The sequence below is a fragment of the Dolichospermum sp. UHCC 0259 genome, assembly GCF_009711935.1.
Lineage (GTDB): Bacteria > Cyanobacteriota > Cyanobacteriia > Cyanobacteriales > Nostocaceae > Dolichospermum.
Map to the genome: position 1 here is coordinate 1 of NZ_VIKX01000142.1, position 13,886 is coordinate 13,886.

At 35.6% G+C, this 13,886-nt stretch carries 10 protein-coding genes; 4 read left to right on the plus strand and 6 right to left on the minus strand.

The genetic code is table 11. From position 1 onward, the window contains the following. Positions 1 to 271: 271 nt before the first annotated feature. Positions 272 to 1,360, minus strand: a complete 1,089-nt coding sequence (locus FJR05_RS11405) for a DNA polymerase beta superfamily protein (RefSeq protein WP_168644195.1) — start codon at positions 1,358 to 1,360, stop codon at positions 272 to 274. An 80-nt stretch (positions 1,361 to 1,440) separates the two neighbouring features. Further along, positions 1,441 to 2,037 (minus strand): hypothetical protein, encoded by a 597-nt coding sequence (locus tag FJR05_RS11410; RefSeq protein WP_168644196.1) that lies wholly within the window; start codon positions 2,035 to 2,037, stop codon positions 1,441 to 1,443. A gap of 44 nt (positions 2,038 to 2,081) precedes the next feature. On the opposite strand from FJR05_RS11410, the gene FJR05_RS11415 reads away from it, so the two are divergent. Next, positions 2,082 to 2,897, plus strand: a complete 816-nt coding sequence (locus FJR05_RS11415) for a pantothenate kinase (protein WP_168644197.1) — start codon at positions 2,082 to 2,084, stop codon at positions 2,895 to 2,897. A gap of 4 nt (positions 2,898 to 2,901) precedes the next feature. Here FJR05_RS11415 and FJR05_RS11420 read toward each other — a convergent pair whose 3' ends face one another. Both FJR05_RS11420 and FJR05_RS11425 read right to left on the minus strand, forming a co-directional pair. Continuing rightward, positions 2,902 to 3,696 (minus strand): DMT family transporter, encoded by a 795-nt coding sequence (locus FJR05_RS11420; protein WP_168644198.1) that lies wholly within the window; start codon positions 3,694 to 3,696, stop codon positions 2,902 to 2,904. A 12-nt stretch (positions 3,697 to 3,708) separates the two neighbouring features. Beyond that, positions 3,709 to 5,379: an IS1634 family transposase gene (locus FJR05_RS11425; protein ID WP_168644199.1), complete on the minus strand. Its 1,671-nt coding sequence runs from the start codon at positions 5,377 to 5,379 to the stop codon at positions 3,709 to 3,711. A gap of 59 nt (positions 5,380 to 5,438) precedes the next feature. Here FJR05_RS11425 and FJR05_RS11430 point away from each other — a divergent pair, with 59 nt between their 5' ends. Next, positions 5,439 to 6,116 (plus strand): cyanobactin biosynthesis PatC/TenC/TruC family protein, encoded by a 678-nt coding sequence (locus tag FJR05_RS11430; protein ID WP_168644200.1) that lies wholly within the window; start codon positions 5,439 to 5,441, stop codon positions 6,114 to 6,116. 49 nt (positions 6,117 to 6,165) lie between these two features. On the opposite strand, the gene ffh is transcribed toward FJR05_RS11430, so the two are convergent. Beyond that, positions 6,166 to 7,614, minus strand: coding sequence for a signal recognition particle protein (gene ffh, locus FJR05_RS11435; RefSeq protein ID WP_168644201.1), 1,449 nt, complete (start codon positions 7,612 to 7,614; stop codon positions 6,166 to 6,168). A 319-nt stretch (positions 7,615 to 7,933) separates the two neighbouring features. On the opposite strand from ffh, the gene FJR05_RS11440 reads away from it, so the two are divergent. Beyond that, complete coding sequence (locus tag FJR05_RS11440; protein ID WP_168644202.1) at positions 7,934 to 11,170, plus strand: type ISP restriction/modification enzyme; 3,237 nt, start codon at positions 7,934 to 7,936, stop codon at positions 11,168 to 11,170. A 214-nt stretch (positions 11,171 to 11,384) separates the two neighbouring features. Here FJR05_RS11440 and FJR05_RS11445 read toward each other — a convergent pair whose 3' ends face one another. Continuing rightward, positions 11,385 to 13,223, minus strand: a complete 1,839-nt coding sequence (locus FJR05_RS11445; protein ID WP_168644203.1) for a protein kinase — start codon at positions 13,221 to 13,223, stop codon at positions 11,385 to 11,387. A 165-nt stretch (positions 13,224 to 13,388) separates the two neighbouring features. Here FJR05_RS11445 and FJR05_RS11450 point away from each other — a divergent pair, with 165 nt between their 5' ends. Next, a complete protein-coding gene (locus tag FJR05_RS11450; protein WP_168644204.1) occupies positions 13,389 to 13,877 on the plus strand; it encodes a hypothetical protein in 489 nt (162 codons plus the stop codon). Positions 13,878 to 13,886: the final 9 nt, after the last annotated feature.

Sequence of the window (13,886 nt, forward strand, 5' to 3'; positions counted from 1 at the left end):
TAATTCCTAAATTTGCTTTAGTATCTGCGGAATGTGGGTTAATAAATCCTGTTTTTTGATATTTATCAATTAATTTCATGTTCTTACTCCTTAGTTTACTTATTAGTGAAAATATAGCGAGTATTCACTTGAGTGAGATACAATCAGCAAATCGTAAAATCTGTAATTTCCCCGCCCTCAATTGTATTGCGTCCGAAAGATAACTTATCTCCTAAATCAGAATGGGTATTTCCTCGGCTGTAATAAGCATAGGCAAAGTAAGGATTAATTTTTACCAACCTTGCATTTCCACCAACTCCATACACAAATCATTAATTTGCTCCAAATCTGGACGATGTGGTAAACTAGATTGCTCATAAAAAACATCCATTTGGGCAACCAAATCTTCCGCCATTTTCATCAACTCATCATAACTATAATCACCTCGTAAAATAGCCCTTAAATCATCAATATCACCAGCTAAATTTCTATCTACAATTAATTCTCCTGTCCGCAAAATTTCTAACCCACTGCGTAACAATCGAATACAGTGCATTCCATGTTTTAAATCATAACCTGATTTCTTTTCCATTTCGGCTCTAGCCGGATTTCTATTTTCCTGCCAAGATACATAAGCCTTCCATTCTCGCAACGCAATTTGATAGCTTTGACTTTTTTGTAAAAGCCGAATAAAATCTTTACGCCCATAAGTTAAATTTTGGGTATATGCTAAAGTTTCATCAGCTAAAGTGTACTGTTTCAAAACACCTTTAAAATCAATATCCGCAGTCAGTAATTTATATAACTGTTCTGATTCTTCCAAAAATTCAATTTTTCCCCTAATTAAAAGATAAAGATATTCCAAAAAAGCATTTAATTCATCTTTGCTTAAAGGAACTTCATCCATAATATCAAAATCAGCAGGAAGAGGTTTCTTCGTAGGTGGATTTAATAACCATTTACGATGAGTTTCCATCTTCTTGATTTGAGCAAAAGCATAACCAGAATAAGTGTGTTTTACTTTTTTACTCAAAAATAAATGACGGTGATTAATTAAATGTTGTCCGACATTTGTTAAAAAAGGATAATTTGTTAACCACAGCAATTCCAAAACATTGGGATTTGCACCAGCCAATAAATGAATAACCTTTCTTAATTCATAGATAACCGTATCTTCATTACCATCTATAAACGGAAATATCCCTGGTTCATCCCAACCCGAATCCTTTTGCTCAATACTATCAAAGCCTAAATAATAGCGTTTAGTAGCAATAAATACGCCACGATAATCATAATCTGATTCAGGACGATTTAAACCATAACCATGACTACCAGCTAAACCCACAAAAATAGCTCTTTGTTCAACTTCTATTCTTTTCATCTTTATCTAATAAAAATTAACCTTTTATTCTCAGCATGAACCCAAGCCGATTTTATTCCCCACTCCTGCTGTATATAAAATCATTTGACAGCGCTCGCCAAAATTCCCAAAATCTTATTGACATCATTTAAGAAATACTCAGCTAAATCAACCTGCACTCTTGCACCCGACAATTTTAAAAACTTCCAAATTTCTCCTGTAGTTACCACCCCATAAATTTCCGTATCTTCATTTCCTTCTCTTTGATTAAATAAAGTAGCTGCATACATTTCGGCTATACATTGACCTAAACCACCTTTAATATTTTCTTTCTTTGCTTCCACAATTACAATCACAGGGGTATTGATCAATAAAAACTCAGAAGAAAGACTAATCAGAAAATCACAATTTCCACTTAAACCCTGACTGGGTTCAATATTAAATTCTACCCCAGAAAACAAACTAATTTGATTAAAGAATTTTTTAGTAAGTTCTAATAAAATTGGTGCAATAATCATCTCTGATCGAGATTTTTCTGTATTACTAGCCAAAGCAAAAGGCACATTATAAGCTAAAGTTTCCTGTAAATATTCGCTAACTGGTAATGGTGCAACTTCGGGAAAGATATTTTCTCTAGTAGAAATATTGAGATTCAATGTTTTTTTGACGGTTTCTAACGTAAAATCACTGTAAGGCATATTTTTATTAAAAAACCTATAGCTAAGTTAAGAAAATCAAAACTGTGAGCAATCATTCCCAGTCAAAAGATCAACAGCGTCTTTCTATAGCCCTAGTGGTCGGTAATTCCCGTCTCCATTGGGCATTATTCATAGATAAAACCCTATACTCAACTGGGGACACATTTCATCTACCTGCATCTATTATCCAACAATTAGCTCAAGATCCAACCTTAAATAATTGGCTGACCGCAATTTCACTACCTACTAATCTTCCCATTATCCCAGAGTATCCCATTCCCCTAATTCTCGCTTCCGTCGTCCCCAGTCAAACCTCACTGTGGCAAATTTACCCCCATCTTCATATCATTACCTTAGAAGATGTACCATTAGAGGGAATCTATTCCACACTAGGGATTGACAGAGCTTTAGCTGTATGGGGTGCAGGGATAACTTGGGGATTTCCCGTCTTAGTAATTGATGCGGGTACAGCATTGACTCTTACAGGTGCAGATAATCATCAATCTTTAGTGGGTGGGGCAATTTTACCAGGATTAGGTTTACAATTTGCCAGTTTAGGACAAAACACCGGACAATTACCATTATTAGAAACTGGTTTAATGACAACTTTACCATCACGTTTTGCCACGAATACATCAGCAGCAATTCAAAGTGGAGTAATTTACACTTTATTGAGTGGGATAAAGGATTTTATTGAGGCTTGGTGGCAATTATTTCCTAACGGTCAACTTGTGATGACTGGTGGTGATAGTAATTTATTGAAAACCTATCTTGATCAACAATTTTCAGATATATCAGACCGATTAATTGTAGATAATCATTTGATATTTCAGGGAATTGGCAATATAGTAATTACATAACTTACTATTTAGGCAACCGTGAAGAATTATGAACACCAACTTGGCTCAAAAATATGCCAAATATAACCACGCTACCACCAATGTATTGAGCTAGAGTAGGGACTTCACCAAGTACCAAATAAGCTGACAGAATGCTCACAACTGGTGTAAAAGAGCCAGCTAAAGAAGCCTCTGAAACAGTAGTAGCTCTTAATCCCTTCAGGGAAAATAACTGACCCAGGACGACAATTATAGCCCCATAAACAAGCATCCACTTCCATAAAAAAGGCGAAAATACATCCATAAAATGATTTTTGCCATAGAGAATTAAAGCAATAAAGAAAAATATAACAGTTCCTAAAGCAGTCCGAAAAATACTGAAAATTCCTATGGGAATATGAGAAAGCGATTTTTTAATAATAATTGTGGAAACGCCTGAAATAACCGCTGACATTGCGACTAATATTTCTCCCAAACCAACTTCTGCGCCTTCCATATTGATCATTTTCATTTCTGGTGTTTGTAAGACAACAGTTAAAATAACACCAATCAAAGCAGTAAAAGCCCCCATAATTTGCCAACGGTTTACTTGTTCCTGTAGTAGCCAAATAGATAAAAATATAGTTAATGGTAATTGCAAGCGTCCTATCAAAATAATATTATTAACTCCTGTGATTGCTAATGCCTGAAAAACCAAGCCTGGAACAACAGCACCTGCTAACACGGCTACTATTGTCAGTGCAATCCAATCTTTCTTTGATATTTTTTGCAAAGTGGTTTTATTCCATTCTTTTCCATATATTAATGATAAAACCCACATTCAGCAGGTAATTTAAGACAAAAAATAATATCGGTGACAAGATGGACTAAAGAACTGTAAAATCAGTTTTTGTCTATCTGTGAGTTGAATCGAAGATTTAATACCATCCACAAATACTAAATGAACTGACTGGAAACATTGAAGAATCCATCTTAAAGTAGGTCGAGCAGTGGGTTGACCTTTTTGATTAGGGAGGTGAGAATTAGTAAGTTTTAAGGATTGTCTGAGTTGACGTTGCCCTAAGCTATAAACCATGAGAGCTAATGTCATAATCATTGCCAGTGCCATGATTCGTTTAGTGTTTTTCAGAAAAACTCGTGAAGCGAAAAATAGAGGATCTTTGATAAAGCGAAATCCCCTTTCCGTAGTTTGTTGTTCCTTATATTCTTGTAAAATCATATCATTAGTCCACTTTTTTTCATCTAACAAATTAGTGGCTAAAATAAAACGCCCCGCTTGATTACGATGGGTGTTAATAACGATTTCATCCTCTGCTAAATTTGCTTGAATATGATAAGTATAGTAACTAACTTCATCTCCTAGTTTAGGTTTTCCTCGACGTTGATAATGGGGTTTAGCTAAAATTATTATTTCATCTAATAAATGATAATTGAGGGTTTTCTCAAAATCTTTTGCGGCAATTAACGCATCCGCTTCACAAGCAAACTCTTTATTCTGTAAGCTTTTTAGACTTTTTATTTTTAATGTTAAGGACTGCTCAATTCGCTTTGATAAACTTTTTAATTCGGCATCTCGACGTAATTCACTTTCTACTATAATCCACCTTTGTTTTACCCCTGCATATTCATTACAAACAGCACAAACACTATGTTTTTCATACAAATTACTTTTGATAAATTGTTCTGGCAATAAAATTTGAGTTAATTCTTGGGCTGCTTTGATGGTTAATGGTACTCGGCTAATCCAATTTATGCTCTCACTGCACTGTTTTAGGTTTTTCTCAGTATAAAAAGCCGCGTCCATTACATATATTTCCGGTTGTTCTCCAAGCCATTGAGACTGAAATTCTTGAATCATTTTGGGAAAAGCATTTTGGTCTAATTCATTCCCATCTCCGACTTGCATAAATAATGGAATTCCTTCTTCTCCCGTCGTTAACAAACTTAATGTAAATTGTTTTAGGTCTGGTCTATGGTCACGGGAGTAACCATGATTAATGTTTATTGCTACTGGTTCTAATTCTTCTTCTAATGAGAGTATATCTTCCGCAGAACTTTGTTCTCCTTCAACTGATTTCAGATATTTTCCATGAACTGATAAACTCGTACCATCAATATGAGCATTTGATATTTTAATTCCAAAACATTTTGCCATTGCACAGGCTATTTTTAAGAATAAGAGGCTAACACCATATTCGTATAATTGATCTAATACTCGTCCTAATCTACTATCGTTGAGATGTTCAGCTTCTACTCCCACACCTATTAGATGTTCTGTGGCTTTCCCTATGAAAAATTGACTAAATAAGTATAATGGCGCGGTTATAAACCCCATACAGTTGATTATCATCGCTTTAACTACAAGTCCAGCGCTAACTTTCTCTTGTGCATGAGTCCCTATTTCTTGATCTATTATCTTCACAATTCCTATTTCATCTATAATTCCAGCGATTATCCCTAAATGGTCAATGTCTTTAACGTCTACTTGTAGTTCTGTTTTCACTTCCTTCTTCCTTCAGTCCACTTAGATTAAAATACCTTTTTTCTGGTTTTACCTGCTGAATGTGGGGTTCAACCGTAGGAAAAAATTTTGAGATTTTACCCAAATATACCACACCAAAATCACGCTTGAAAAGCATTTCTCTGAATGCATCTTGGGCAATTGGTACACTTCAAGTTAAATACGAAAATTTATCTTCTACTCCTAGCGAAACTTATAATTCAGAAAGATTTGGTAGTGGTGGCGGTGATATAGTGACATTCTCTATAGAACCAGGAAATTATCTAACTAAGATCAATGCAGCATGGGGAAGACAAGCACCAGACCATCCCAAAGAAGAAATTATTACTATCCAATTTGAAACTAAAAATGGCGTTAAATCCCAAGTTTTTGGTGGCGCAAGTGGAAAAGCAGAAGTAGAATCTTTTGTGTTAGAAGCACCTAAAGGGCAAGAAATTATTGGTTTTTTTGGTGATCATGGTGGTCGTCAGGATTTATTCTTGCGCTTGGGAATTTATTGTCAACCTATTACAGCCCAAACGACATTGGAATTAGCTCAACCAGAGACATCAAAAAATCTCCAATCAGTTTTACAGAAGGCTAAACCTCAAGAACTTAAACAGAAATTGTTGACTACTGGTTTAGCAGACTATGGTTTTTGGTCACAAGAAATGGCTAAACAAAAAGCCCAACAAACTGAACCTGATAAACCTTTCCGTCGTGGTCGGATTTGGTGTTAATCTTCAGATCCCCGACTTCTTAAAGAAGTCGGGGATCTAGTTTTTTAAACTAAAGAGTACCAAAACCTTTTTTCTTTTTCTCTTTCTTTTTCTTGGCTGGTGGTGCGCCACCGGGATAGCCACGCCAGCCGGCTGAGGGGCGATTTCCTCCTGCGGCTAAAGGATTACCACCACCAAACATTCCTGGCATTCCTGGTATACCACCTTGTCCCATTTGCTGCATGAGCGATCGCATTTTCTGGAAGTCTGCCACCAATTTACTCACATCCGCTTCTCTGTAACCAGAACCAGAAGCTATGCGGCGACGGCGACTGGGAGAACTCGATAATAAATCTGGATCACGGCGTTCTTTGCCCGTCATGGAATTGATCATGGCTTCACAGCGTTTTAGCTGGGTTTCTCCCTGCTTTAACTGGTCATCGGAAAGCTTGTTCATGCCCGGAATCATCTTCATAATTCCGCCCAAAGAACCCATGTTTTTCAACAACCGCATTTGCTTGAGAAAGTCAGTAAAATCAAATTTTGCTGACAGGATTTTCTCCTGCATTTGCTCCGCATCTGCCAAATCTATCTCTTCTTGGGCTTTTTCAACTAAGGTGAGAACATCCCCCATGCCCAAAATCCGCGAAGCCATGCGATCGGGATAAAATGGTTGTAGAGCCTCGACTTTTTCCCCCACACCCACAAATTTAATCGGCGCACCCGAAATTTGTCGCACTGACAAGGCTGCACCACCTCGGCTATCCCCATCCATTTTGGTCAAGATTGCCCCAGTAATACCGATTTGATCATGGAAGGTGCGAGTTAGATTTGCTGCCTCTTGCCCTGTCATTGCGTCCACAACCAAAAGGGTTTCATCGGGCTGGACTATTTCTTTGATGCGGGCTAATTCCGCCATCATATCTTCGTCAATTTGTAAGCGTCCGGCAGTATCAATAATTACTGTATTTATGCCTTCCGCTCTGGCACGTTCCACACCTTGACGGGCAATTTCTACGGGGTCTGCTTCAATTCCCAATTCAAACACGGGGACATCAATTTGCTTACCAAGGGTAATTAATTGGTCAATAGCGGCGGGACGATATATATCTGTAGCCACTAATAAACAACTACGGTCTTGCTTGCGTAAATGCAAAGCTAATTTAGCGGTGGCTGTGGTTTTACCAGTCCCTTGTAAACCAGCCATTAAGACAATAGTGGTCTTACCTGCAACTTCTGCAAGGGGAACATTTTCTTCCCCCATCACCTGTACTAATTCATCATAAACAATTTTGATGAATTGTTGGTCAGGACGTACACCGGCGATAACTTCAGCCCCTTGTGCTTTGGTTTCGACTTCGCTAATAAAATCTTTGACCACCTGGAGATTGACATCTGCTTCCAACAAAGCCCGACGCACTTCCCGCAAAGCGTCTTGTATATTGGATTGGGAGATTTTATCCTGTCCTCGCAGTTTTTTCCAGGCGGATTCTAAACGGTCAGATAGTGCATCAAACATAATTCAGTTACAACGTAGTTAGTCAGTTGGGGATTGAGGATTAATGGTAAGTTTTTCATGATCTTCAATACCAGCTTATCTGACTCTAGCAACCCATTGATCTGGTAAACCGTAATTTTGAAAGTGTGGTAATTGATAACAGGTATTTTTTTATACAAAAGAACTGGAAAACCGTATCGCTAAAGCGACAGGTCGGCTAACAAGTAGCGTGCTATAAGGCATACCACTCCAAAACACAGAGAATACTGAGAAATAGAGTTAGAAATAATCAAAAAATATATGCTATTCTGAACATTAAATAATCAAAAAAATAACAACTATGAATAACTTTAATGATTATATCCAAAACCTACAAAAAAATATTAAACATGGTGGAGAACGTAGTCACTACTCCAGTTTACAAGGTTTAATAGAAGGTTTAGAAATTGGTATTACTACCATAGTAGAAGAAAAAGGTAATCAAGCAGGAATACCCGATTTGACTATTAGAAAAAATGAGCGCGTTGTGGGATATATAGAAGCTAAAGATATTAATATTGATATTAGTAAACTAGAGAAAACAGAACAGATTAAACGTTATTTAGAATCAAATATAGGTTATAACTTCATCTTAACTAATTACTTACAATTCCGTTGGTATGTAGATGGGGAATGTGAAAAAACTGCTGAATTAGCTACTTTAGAACAAGGAGAAATTACTCTAGTTGATGATTTAAAACCTATCACAGAATTATTACAATTATTTCTTAACCAAAAAGCCAAAGATATTAATAATTATTATGATTTAGCTAAAGAAATGGCTGCTTATACTAAAACTATTAGAAATGCCATTGAACTATCTTTAGTAATAGAAGATCCTACAGAAGAATTAAATCGCCTAAAAGAAACCTTTAAAAAATTACTATTGTTAGATATAGATAATGATAAATTTGCGGATATGTACGCCCAAACTATTGCTTATGGGTTATTTACTGCAAAAATTGGTCATACAGAAAACCCTGAAGAATTTGCATTTAATCGCACTACAGCAAGTATTTATATTAGTGATAGAATCCCTTTTTTAAAAGGTTTATTTGATTTAGTTTTGGGAACTGGTAGCGTTAGTAAAATTCACAAATCAATTGAAAATTTAATTGAGTTATTTAACAGAATAGATATGACCAATATTTTAGAAAATTTTGGTCGAGAAACGCGCACAGAAGATCCAGTAATTCATTTTTATGAAACATTTTTAGCTGCTTATCAAGCATCATTAAGAAAAAGTCGCGGAGTTTATTATACTCCTGAACCTGTAGTTAAATTTATCGTGCGTGCTGTGAATGATATTTTAGTAGATAGAACAATTTTTGATTTAGAATATGGTTTAGGAAATAGAAGAGTAACAATTCTTGATCCCGCAACAGGAACAGGAACATTTTTATATACAGTTATTCAACAAATTTGTCATAATTTTGCTAAATATGATGTTCGTGGTTTGCATAATTTATTAAGAGATACAGAACTTTTAAATCGTCTTTTTGGTTTTGAGTTATTAATGACTCCTTATACCATAGCACATTTAAAAATAGGCGTATTACTTGGATATTTACAATATAAATTTGCCCCAAATGAAAGATTAAAAATATATTTAACCAATGCGTTGGAAGAAGGCATAAAACAAGGTGATTTACTTCCAGGAATTACCCAAATTATCGCGGAAGAATCAAGTCAAGCAGCAAAAGTGAAAACAGAAATTCCCATCACGGTGGTATTAGGAAATCCTCCCTATTCTGTCAGTTCTCAAAATGCTAGTAAACGGAAAAGAATCTTAAACCAAGATGAAAAATATTTAGCAGATGTGGACTATACTGGTTCAGTGTGGAATAGAATTTATAAAACTGGTAAAGTAGGTAAAACTATTACCGAATTAACCCACATTGGAGAACTTTTAGAATTATATAAAGGTAGGGTAAGATTAGAAGGGGAGAAAAATATTCAACCTTTGGATGATGATTATATTAAATTTATTAGATTTGCTCAATATCAAATAGAAAATAATAGTCACAATGCGGGTATTATTGGTTTTATTACTAATCATTCCTATCTTAATGGTTTAATTCATCGAGGAATGAGGGAGGAATTATTAAAGTATTTCGACACTTTATATGTTATGGATTTACATGGTAATTCTTTATTAAAGGAAACTACTCCAGATGGTAATATTGATCAAAATGTTTTTGATATTCAACAAGGTGTGTCCATTTTAATTGCTGTGCGTGAAAAAAGTAAACCTGATTATGGTTCTACTGCTTATAAATCCAGAGATGGGATTAAGGAAATGGCTAAGGTGTTATATTATGATTTATGGGGTAATCGTGAGGATAAATATAATTTTTTAGAGTCTGCAAGTTTAGATAATGTTGATTGGATAGAGGTACAACCTACTGAACCTAATTACTTTTTTGCACCGAAAAATCTTGATTATGAAGATGAATATAAACAACATTGGTTATTAAAGGATATTTTCACAAAATATGCTACTGGAATAGAGACAGGAAAGGACTTATATCTAGTATCTTTTGAAAAGAAATCTTTAGAAAAGATTATCAAAGATTTAATAAATCCTTCTATATCCTTAATAGAGATAGAAGAAAAATATGATATAAAAGATACAACTGGTTGGCCTTTTTCTAAAAAAAGAACTGAATTAACTAAATCTTTATTTAATTCATTTAATATTAAACCCTATTGTTATAGACCATTTGATAATAGATATATCTATTTTGATGACTTTTTGAGAAGACCTCATAAAGATATAATGGTAAATTTACTTCATGAGAATTTAACTTTAATGGCATCACGTCAGCAAACCGAAGTAGGATTCTATCATATTTTTATTAGTAATAATCTAGGAGATTGTAATGCTTTATCTTTAAATTCTAGAGAACGTAATTATTACTTTCCTCTGTACACATACCCAAATACAGAAAATGAACAAACTAACCTTTTCATAGAAAAAAATCCTAATTTATCTCCAAAATTCTTAGAAGCTATCAAAACTAAACTTGGTAAAATACCAACTCCAGAACAAATATTTTACTATGCTTATGCAATATTTCATAGTCCCAATTATCGCACTAGATACGCTGAATTTCTCAAGATTGATTTTCCCCGTCTTCCTTTAACCAGTAACGAAAACCTATTTAACGAATTAGCTACAAAGGGAGAAGAATTAGTTAATTTACATTTAATGAAATCGGATATATTCAATAATTTAATTACAACCTATCAACAAATAGGAGATAATCAAGTTAGTGAAGTTACCTATAATTCAGAATTGGAAAGGGTTTATATCAATAAACAGAGTTATTTTACAGATATTCCCCCAGATATCTGGGAATTTAAGATTGGTGGATATCAAGTATTAGATAAATGGTTAAAAGACAGAAAAAACGCCAAGCGAGAATTATCTCCAGAGGAAATTATCCATTATCAAAAAATTGTCATTGCCTTAACAGAAACTTTACGACTAATGCAGGAAATTGACATAATTATTCCTGGGTTTCCCATAGAGTGATGAGGGATATAGCGTTTACCAGTATTGTAGGGTGCGTCAGATATTACAAATCTGTTTATTGATAGAATTTATGCAGTCTGACGCACCCTACGTATCTTTTGATAAATCAAATATTATTCCTATATAAGTTATTTTGCACCACTACTTAATCATTTTTGATTTCATCATGTTGGGTTTCCTTGCGTCAACCCAACCTACATTATAATCTAGTGTTTTAAACTCCATCTTTTGGTGTTGCGGAAGGGGTTGGTTTATTTTCCTGGGGTAATACTTGTTTTGCTGCATTATCAGCAGCTTGTTTAAACATTGGTTCTAATTTATCACGCCAGTATTTAATATTAGGTAGCTTTTCTGGATGATCTCGATAAGCTAAAACTTCATCCCATTGACCATTATCAATAGCTTTATTAATATCTTTAGCTAACGCTTCGGCTTTTGCCCAATCACTCTGCCATTGATTAACAGTATCAACCGTTTCTTTAATACTAGAAACAGCATTTCCTGAAGTTGATTTCAACAGAGAAATTGCTCCTTGTAAATCTCCTGATTCAAACTTTTGTCGAGCTTTTGCTACCGTGTTGGATTTATCTTCTGTAGCTGGTGGAGATGATTCAGGAGTGGGAGTTTCTACCGCAGATTTGGCGGAAACTTGAGGAACTGGACGAGATGCAATTAAAGGACTATCATCTACAGTTTGAATAGCCAAACCTTTATCTCGACGGCAAGAAATCCATGTGTCGTTATTAGCAATAATATCAGAATGGGCCCATGCTAAACGTCCAGATGAAAGTTTAATTTCTACCCAACCTCGATTTGTGCGTTTACCTGTCACCTCAAATTCACTAGCTGCACCCAAGGTTTTCAAAATATTATCCGAGTTGATGGCACTGGGTTCAGAACGGATATTAGAATTAGCCGCAACTACAGCCATACAATGATTTGTTAATTTGGTTTTTTCTCCTGTCCAATTAACAGTTAAATTCTTAAAATTTGGATATACATTTGTAAATAAAGCGGCTACACTACCGGCTAATAATATGCCAATTAATAAAGGTAAAGGATCTGGTTTATTAGATTCTTGGGGAATATATTGTTGAGGTGCAGGTTGAACAGGAACATGATTAGCGGGGGAAACCGCCATTGTTTTCTGTGTAAATCTTGAAGCTAGATTTTGCGGAGATTGATAAATAATTTGAGGAGATACGGAAGGTTGGGAAAATTCTGGGGTGATATTCACCAAATCTTGACAAGCTTGTAAGGCTTCCGTTGCTGTTTGATAACGTTCTTTGAAATGGTAACGCACCATCTTCGTTAAAATTGCGACTAACTCAGGATTAACAGGAATTAAATGTTGCCAGTTAGTTTCCCCTGTATCTGGATCTTCTTGTAATTGACTAGCTGGAACTCCCGTTAAGGCTTGAATGGCGATAATCCCTAAAGCATAAATATCACTATTAGGACGGGGTTTACCTTGTCCCTGTTCTGTAGGCATATAGCCCGGTGTGCCAATGGCTACTGTAGCTGTTTGCTGTCCGCCGACCATCACCAAGGGAGAGCGCAATTGTTTAACTGCACCAAAATCTACTAAAACTAATTTATAATCAGCCGCACGGCGAATAATATTATCTGGCTTAATGTCGCGGTGAATCACACCTTCTTGGTGAACAAACTCCAAAATACTCAAGATTTCCAGCAGCATTTGCATGACTTGGGCTTCACTCCAAGGCTGTCCGGGGATAAGTTCTTCATTGAGAGTATGTCCGTCAATAAATTCTTGAACTAGAAAGAATTCCTTATTTTCGTCAAAATAGGCAAGAAGTCTGGGTATTTGGTCATGGTTGCTCAATTTTTCTAAAGTTTCTGCTTCGCTATTAAACAGGCGTTTAGCAGTCACAAAGATATTAGGGTCAGAATTAGCTGGTTTTAGGTGTTTAACCACGCAGATGGGATTGCCTGGCCGTCTGGTATCTTGGGCAATATAGGTTTGACCAAATCCCCCTGTCGCCAAGACGCGAATGACTTGGTAGCGATGATCTAGTAATTTGCCTATCATAATTTCCCTCCCCAGCTTTACAGCTTAATTTTCCCGCTAGTAGTCAATATCTCCAAATTTCTCTTTCTGAAATCAGGTATCTTGAGAAAAGATTTAAATTAAAAGTATAGTTTTTTCATTGAACCAATTTGTTAATTTTACTATCAGTATCCCTATTGACTAGCTATGCCACCTAAGATAACTAATTCTACCTCATGGCAACAAGCTGAAATCTTGATGCAACCTGCTTTTATTCGCGTGATTGATAATCTTCGCAAGCAGTTGGATATCTCTGACTGGAAAGGGACTTATCAAGATGTGTTGACTTGGCCTGCTAACACTACTGATGAAACAAAAGCCCTGGTAACTCAGTTGGTGCAGGAAATGGAAACCGCAACACCAGTACAAGTAGAGGAAATTAGAAAAACTCTGGCGAGTTTACCTATGCCCCATCCAGGATATCATTTGCTTTTACAACGTCATGGGGAACAAGTCAATATAGATTTGTGGGATTTGTGTTATCAAGTATGTTTTCTGAATTATAGTTCAGAGAATACAGCGGTTGATATTGATATTAGTTTAATTGATGAATATGGGGATGTGGATTGGCAACAATTAGAAACTAAAACTCAGCAATTGGTGAAACAGGTTTTCGCTAGTGTGTTAATTCTGTGAATCCTTTAC